Below are 5,320 nucleotides of genomic sequence, written 5' to 3'. Positions count from 1 at the left end.
TGTCAAAGCAAGTTTAAAATGTCACCTCTTTGTGCAAGATAGAAAGGGCACTTTCAGCCTATGTAATCATATTAATGTGACTGCTGCGTTATCCCACTCAACCAATTAATAAAGCAAAAGTTAAATATGAAAGACTGGAATAAAAATATAACGAAAACATCTTAATATGGAAATATCTGTGTCAACGGGATCTTTAGTTATTGAATATCTGGTTCTAAATAGGTTCTACATTCAACGGGAAGGGAAACCAAATATCTATATGTTTTTTATAAATACCATTACGTGGCAAACAACAATCTGCATATTTTTTTAAAGAATCTCCACATGGACAAATATTTTCTGGCGATAATACTCCATCATGTTCTTTCGCCTTAAATCTCCAGGTCGTAATATTGAAAATTTGATGTGGGGATTGTATGTATTTGACAACACTAATTAAAGTTGAATAGTTATAATGATCACCATCATTGGAGAAAAAAACACTACATTTGTTAACGGGATTACTAACTATGTCATAAGTAATTAATTCAAAATCGATCACTTCATCAAAGCAAAGAACTCCATTATAAAGTTTATTTTTAACATGACCACAATCATTAATAAAACTACGGGTTGTATTACATACTGAACATTTCACTTCTTTTATTATTTCACGAGAACTACCGAAGATTTTATATGGGAATAACGCCTGCCAATTACATACCATTCTCGCTAAGAAGTTAACACCATAGAAATTAACCTCAGGCAGAAACTCATTATTTTCTTTAATATGTATTAAATCTATTTCTATCCTTTCAAGTTCTACCCATGCTTCATAAAAATCACCTCTTGTAAGTAAATTAATGACTTGAATATATTTTAAATGGGCTAGTAAAATTGTTTTGTATAAAAACAATCTGTTTGATTCATTATTCAAGCTCAAGGATTGAGCTTTTTTTAACTCAGCATTAAGATAATCAAGAATAGCACTATCTTCTTGAGTAATACACATCCAACGCTTTAACTTTTCGTGAATATTCATAATATCTATATAGATTTTTATTTGATTTTGTTAATTACTTTTAAAACATCGTCTACTTTTCCAGAAACAGTGTATTTCACATGTTTTCCTGATTTATTTTTTTTAATTATAGAGACTTTAACGTCTATATCTCTAGTTCCAAAGTTATCAATTTTTTTCTGAATATAATTTGAAACAAGATTTACTAAAAAAGGTATCATTACTGATGTGGCAAAGAAAGTGCCTAACGCTAACGTTATACTGTTTAATTGCAGGTACGAAACACCATTAGAATCTCCGTACACTTTAACATTAGAATGTGATTGCTTGGTGAACTGGAAAAAATCCAGTGCATTACCTCCAGTAATTTTTGAACTATCAAAAACGATCGCAATCTCATCATCTTGAGGTTCATATGAAGAAATGATTTTTACCTCTTCATCTTCATCACTCATTTCACTCAAAGTAATGGGGTTCATTCTCAACTCCTTGTTTTATATTTTTACATTCAAATTTTACTATACGACTGGTTAATTGCTCCTGTCCAACACACACCAGAGTTCATATGCTTAGCATACAAGGGACCAATGCCAGTAGCGACAGGCTAGTGTGTCAAAAAACCACATGAAGATCAATCTCCTGCGGAAAATTTGGCCGCAATTAGTTTCATTGTCCTTTCCATGCCTTGATAAACTGTCGCATCTGTAATGTTTAACCTTGCGAGTTCCTTAAGTATTCTAGCTTTGTTTCTGATCACTATTTTTTCTACTTTAAACTCTTGCATAGCATCATCAGGGTTTGAAACTAAATCGGGATAAACAGCATTATTCCCAAATAATAAGAATGCACCTGACTGTGATGACATCCTTTCATTATTATTTCTTCCTTTAACGAAAATTAACCTTTCCAAATCTGATGGTATAATTACATCTTTAAAATAAGGTTTTTCATCTTTAATGTAATGTATGAGTTTTTGACAAGCTTCAGTTTTATTGAAAGCCTCCTTGTCCATTTTACAATCCAGCTGATCTTTCAGTGTTTGACTTAGCATTGATATATTTGATATGCAACTTACTGTATCAGAGTCAAAGAATTTTATACGATCCCTTTTTGTTTTGAAAATAATAACATGTCCATCAACCTCATTTGTATTTTCATTATTACTAATGTCGCAACAAGCGAAATACAGAGCGATTAGTGGATTTGATGTTATATCCAACAAACGAGTTGGTAGTCCGTAGTGTTGCATCCTTACTAACTTGTCTAGCATTGTTTTATCATCAACAAACTCAGTTGGCCTTGCTGTTAGGGCTTCACGGACTAAATTTGATTCACTGTGCAAATGCTTGAAGTTACCTTTTTTGTTTTTCCTGAAAACTGATGGAGCCAACTCGTAAGATACATCAGAATGTCCACGATAAAATATTTCTGCATCTTCTTCATGATCTTGTTCTAAAACACGCGCCATGAAACTTTGAACATTATCTATTATTGGGTAGTTATCAACTTCATCAGGAAGTGCTTCAGTAGGAGGAAGTGGTGTACTTCTTGTCGTTATATTTAGAAGTGCTAATGTTTGATTTAAATCACGTGCTTTTATTCCCCAGTGAGTCCGTTTCAGCCCATATGCACCTAATTCTAAAGCTGTTTGATATAACTCTTTGTTTATCACTACGACATCATCTTGTGAGTGAGTGATTCTGAAATCAAACTCAACATTTTTGTTAACTGTTCGTAGATTTGAAATTACACCAAGTCGCAAAGTAATGTATTCAACATTGTCTCGGGAATAAAGTTCTGACATAAAAAGCGTAGGTAATTTCTCAATATAAGATAATGCTTTATCATTCAAAGGCGTTAACTTCAACCGGATGTCATCAGAGGTGCCTTCTAACATACGTGATATAGGAAAATCACAACTCCCACTAACCCGTTCATACATGGGCCAATGTTCAAAATAGTCAGGTTCTCCGCCCATAATTAGATTAAACATTAAAACTAAATCCTTATATTTTACTTAATGAATTATTTACAATCCAATCAATTGCGCCAGAGGTGCGAATCCAAGGCTTTATATTATGATTCACATAATAAATGGCTTCATCCATTCCACCTAACGTGATATATCCACTGTTAGACTTGATCTGTAATCTGCACTTCGATAACAAGCCGGGGATGTGTCTATTAGAATCAATCGCAGCTTTAGCGATATCATCGGCATCCGGGGATGACTGTCGGTAGGCGAGTAGGGCGCGTGTATACTGAAAAAACGAACGCATATCCCCAGGATAATCGTCCAGTAGCAAGGCCAGATCATCCACCATTTCAAGCTCAAGGTAATAGTTCGCTAATAAATGACGAATCCCCTGGTTATCGTTCGGGTTGAGCTTCAGCATTTCGCGGCTATGAGCCATAGCCGGATAAAAATTACCAGACTCCCATAAGGCCTCAGCCAAAGCTGCTTTTGCTCTCATATATGGACGTGTTTCGACAAATCCCCAGAAACGTCCTGCGAACTCCTGAAAATCCTCGCCAAGTGCAATGCTGGCTGCGTACAAAGCAGTCTCCAGCTTCCCGATTTTTGACTCAGGAGGTTCTTGAGATATCTCGCAGTAGAATGAGTATGCGTCAGCACAGAGCGGGGATTTCTTGATAGCTTTTCTGATGAGTTTCAGCACAACTTCCAGGTCATCATTTTCCCAGGCATCGAACATGAACTCCTGAGCCGCAACCAGATCTAGATGTAATTGCTCAGAGCTGACAGCAGTTTTATACAAATCAACGCGCTTTGTAGTCGGGAATTTAATCATCTCAAGTATCCTTTTGGGGACTCACTGTTCCGGTACTTTGCAGCACTGATGGTCGATTCTATCGCTTTGAACTTGCCACAAACAAGCTCGGGTCTGCCAGAACGGGATTGATAGCCCGGAGCTGTTCCTGGATGCGCACCTGAGCCTTACGGCTGGGCGATTTTTTGCTTCGTTCCCGTTTGCCTTCGCTTTCCCGCTCATCCTGTTTTACCTGAGCCAGTCGGAGTACAGTCCCGAGACGTTTGTTATCAACAATCTGCCCCTGGTCGACACAGGCCAGCTTATCAAATGCCTGGCACTTAAGGCTCCGGTGCCCATAGAGGAAGGCGAGGGTGCCATCGGGATAATCCAGTACTTTAATTTTTTCACCGGCAAGACGGCTATTTTCTTCTGTGGTGTCCATGAGATAAAGGATCTTATCGTACTGGAAGGTCAGTGATTTCGACACGGTACGAACATCATGCCAGGCAAAGATGTCTCTTAATTCATCGGGGCTTTCCTGCACCGGACGATGCAAATCTTTGGGGAACTTAGCCGGTCGTGAAAACCGGCTGTTAAAGTCAGCGATGAAAGTGGCAAGCCAGGCATTTGCGGCCTCAATGCCGGTTATACCTTCCAGACGCATTTCTTTGATCAGCCGATCCTGAAGTGTCTGATTCGCACGTTCCACGCGGCCTTTAGCTTCAGAGCTGTTGGCACAAATAAGCTCGATTGCCAGGTCATAAAGCACACGTCCGAACTGGGTAACGGTGGTATTGCGTTTCTCCGGACCACTGACGCGAAATATTGCGTGTTTGTCACTGTACAGCGATACCGGCTTCCCATGCTGCTCGATGTATTCCCGGGTTGCCAGCATGTAGTCAAAGGCTGTTTCTGACTCGCTGAACCGCAAATGCATCAGACGCCCGGTGGCATCATCGATAAAGACCAGCAGGCAGCATTTTGGCGCACGGCCTTCAAACCAGTCATGGTGGGAGCCGTCGATCTGGATAAGTTCACCCAGACAATCACGCCGATGTCGGGGTTGATAAACCCGTGACTTACGGCGAGCATGCGGGACCCAGAGTCCGTCAGACGTCATCCAGTTGCGGACGGTCTCGATTGAAAGCCGGATATTATGGCGCTCTCTGAGTTTTTCTGCGGCCAGTGTGGGCCCAAAGTCACTGTAGTTTTCACGTATCAGCGTGAGTACTCGTAGTTTGAGAGATTCGGTCAACCGGCGGTTGCTGGGCTGGCCGCGTTTGCGGCTGACAAGTCCTTCAGCACCAGAAACTCGGTAACGATTGATAAGTCGTTGCGCCTGACGTTCTGAAATGCCAAGCTGTGATGCTGCATCACGACGGCGTAGACGCTTTTCACAAACTGCCTGTATCACCGGTAGGCGGTGGATCTCTTTATCTGACATGGTCACCAACATGCGTTGAGCCCCTTAGAATTGCATTCAGTTTAGCTTACTCTAAGGTGACGTTTCTATCTGGATAAAAAGTGACATTACTAAATGGTTCTAACA

5 protein-coding genes are annotated in these 5,320 nt (G+C 39.9%); all 5 read right to left on the bottom strand.

Annotated elements, in window-relative coordinates; all coding sequences use genetic code 11:
- Nucleotides 1-214 precede the first annotated feature (214 nt).
- On the bottom strand, nucleotides 215-1,021 hold the full coding sequence (locus LZP96_RS23575) for a hypothetical protein (protein ID WP_016239971.1): 807 nt from the start codon (nucleotides 1,019-1,021) through the stop codon (nucleotides 215-217).
- Between the two features lie 17 nt (nucleotides 1,022-1,038).
- Nucleotides 1,039-1,479, bottom strand: coding sequence for a hypothetical protein (locus tag LZP96_RS23570; RefSeq protein WP_016239970.1), 441 nt, complete (start codon nucleotides 1,477-1,479; stop codon nucleotides 1,039-1,041).
- 152 nt (nucleotides 1,480-1,631) lie between these two features.
- On the bottom strand, nucleotides 1,632-2,993 hold the full coding sequence (locus LZP96_RS23565) for an FRG domain-containing protein (protein WP_000482601.1): 1,362 nt from the start codon (nucleotides 2,991-2,993) through the stop codon (nucleotides 1,632-1,634).
- 13 nt (nucleotides 2,994-3,006) lie between these two features.
- Nucleotides 3,007-3,810, bottom strand: a complete 804-nt coding sequence (locus LZP96_RS23560; RefSeq protein WP_000589340.1) for a hypothetical protein — start codon at nucleotides 3,808-3,810, stop codon at nucleotides 3,007-3,009.
- A gap of 58 nt (nucleotides 3,811-3,868) precedes the next feature.
- Complete coding sequence (locus tag LZP96_RS23555) at nucleotides 3,869-5,215, bottom strand: ISNCY-like element ISLad2 family transposase (RefSeq protein ID WP_076611902.1); 1,347 nt, start codon at nucleotides 5,213-5,215, stop codon at nucleotides 3,869-3,871.
- Between the last annotated feature and the right edge of the window lie 105 nt (nucleotides 5,216-5,320).

Origin of the sequence: Huaxiibacter chinensis (genome assembly GCF_022171985.1) — a bacterium.
Taxonomy (GTDB): Bacteria; Pseudomonadota; Gammaproteobacteria; order Enterobacterales; family Enterobacteriaceae; genus Enterobacter; species Enterobacter chinensis_A.
The sequence above is the reverse complement of the archived record's forward strand: the minus strand, read 5'-3'. Positions and strand labels throughout refer to the sequence as shown.

Coding starts and splice junctions, on each gene's coding strand:
- LZP96_RS23560 (WP_000589340.1), bottom strand. CDS start 3,810: ATGATTAAATTCCCGACTACAAAGCGCGTTGATTTGTATAAAACTGCT.
- LZP96_RS23565 (WP_000482601.1), bottom strand. CDS start 2,993: ATGTTTAATCTAATTATGGGCGGAGAACCTGACTATTTTGAACATTGG.
- LZP96_RS23570 (WP_016239970.1), bottom strand. CDS start 1,479: ATGAACCCCATTACTTTGAGTGAAATGAGTGATGAAGATGAAGAGGTA.
- LZP96_RS23555 (WP_076611902.1), bottom strand. CDS start 5,215: ATGTCAGATAAAGAGATCCACCGCCTACCGGTGATACAGGCAGTTTGT.
- LZP96_RS23575 (WP_016239971.1), bottom strand. CDS start 1,021: ATGAATATTCACGAAAAGTTAAAGCGTTGGATGTGTATTACTCAAGAA.